Source organism: Pseudomonas sp. HMWF021 (assembly GCF_003061005.1).
GTDB lineage: Bacteria > Pseudomonadota > Gammaproteobacteria > Pseudomonadales > Pseudomonadaceae > Aquipseudomonas.
Genome location: NZ_QAIK01000063.1, coordinates 78064 through 79005 on the forward strand (window position 1 = coordinate 78064; position 942 = coordinate 79005).

General features: G+C 64.4%; 2 protein-coding genes. One reads left to right on the forward strand and one right to left on the reverse strand.

Annotation, left to right across the window (positions count from 1 at the left end; all coding sequences use genetic code 11):
- Positions 1-266 (reverse strand): ATP-binding cassette domain-containing protein (locus tag DBR18_RS28980; RefSeq protein ID WP_256588654.1); only part of this gene is annotated, 266 nt, incomplete at its 3' end.
- Positions 267-316: 50 nt separating this feature from the next.
- Between DBR18_RS28980 and DBR18_RS09495 the strand changes: the two genes are divergently transcribed.
- Positions 317-781, forward strand: coding sequence for a TIGR02444 family protein (locus tag DBR18_RS09495; protein WP_108590139.1), 465 nt, complete (start codon positions 317-319; stop codon positions 779-781).
- Positions 782-942 lie beyond the last annotated feature (161 nt).

Genomic DNA, 942 nt, shown 5'->3' on the forward strand with positions numbered 1-942 from the left:
AGGTCGCCATCGAGCACATAGTCGACCGCCAGGCGCTCGAGGGTGTCGACCTCCTGGCGCATGTGCGCAATGCGCCAGTCGGCCGGCAGCAGGCAATCGCCCGAGTCCGGGGGCAACTCGCCACGCAGCAAGGCGAACAGGCTGGATTTGCCGGCGCCGTTGGCACCGATGAGGCCGGCTTTGTGGCCGGCGTGCAGGGTCAGCTCGGCGTCTTCTAGCAGACGTTGCGGGCCACGCTGTAAAGTCAGGTTCTGAAGTCGGATCATAATGGCGGCGGAGTCTACCAGCTTCGCTCACAACTGGCGCGAGTAGCACGATGTCCTCTGACCTGTGGAGCTTTTCCCTTGCCACGTACGCCCGACCGGGTGTCGAACACGCTTGCCTGCAACTGCAAACGGCAGGCGCCAATGTGTGCCTGTTGCTGTGTGGTTCATGGCTTGAGCAACGCCACGTAACCTGCAACGAACAACGCGTGCAACAGCTGAAAGAACTGGTGGGGCCTTGGGACGTGGAGGTGGTGCAGCCACTGCGCGCATTACGCATTCAATGGAAAACCCTGGCCGAAGAAGATCCGGTACTCAAGGGGCTGCGAGAACAAATGAAAGCGCTGGAGCTGGAAGCTGAACGGCATCTGCTATGGCAACTGGAGCAGGTCGCTCAGGGCTGGCCGTCACAGGCGGCGTCAGTGCCGGGAGAGTGGCTTGAGAGCCTGGCGGGATCGACCGCCAGCCCGAACCGCGACGCGCTGCAAGTGCTGCGCGTCGCGGCAACCGGCACTTAGGAAGCGCTGGTCGGGTTGCTGGTGGCGCTCGACGCAGCGGCTGGCGTTGGCGCAGTCGTGGTGGTCGAGGTAGAAGCGGCTTGAGCAGGTGCGGCGGCCGGCGCTGGAGCGGCAGGCTTGGCAGCAGGTGGAGTCGCCGGCTTGGCGGCAGCGGGTTTGGC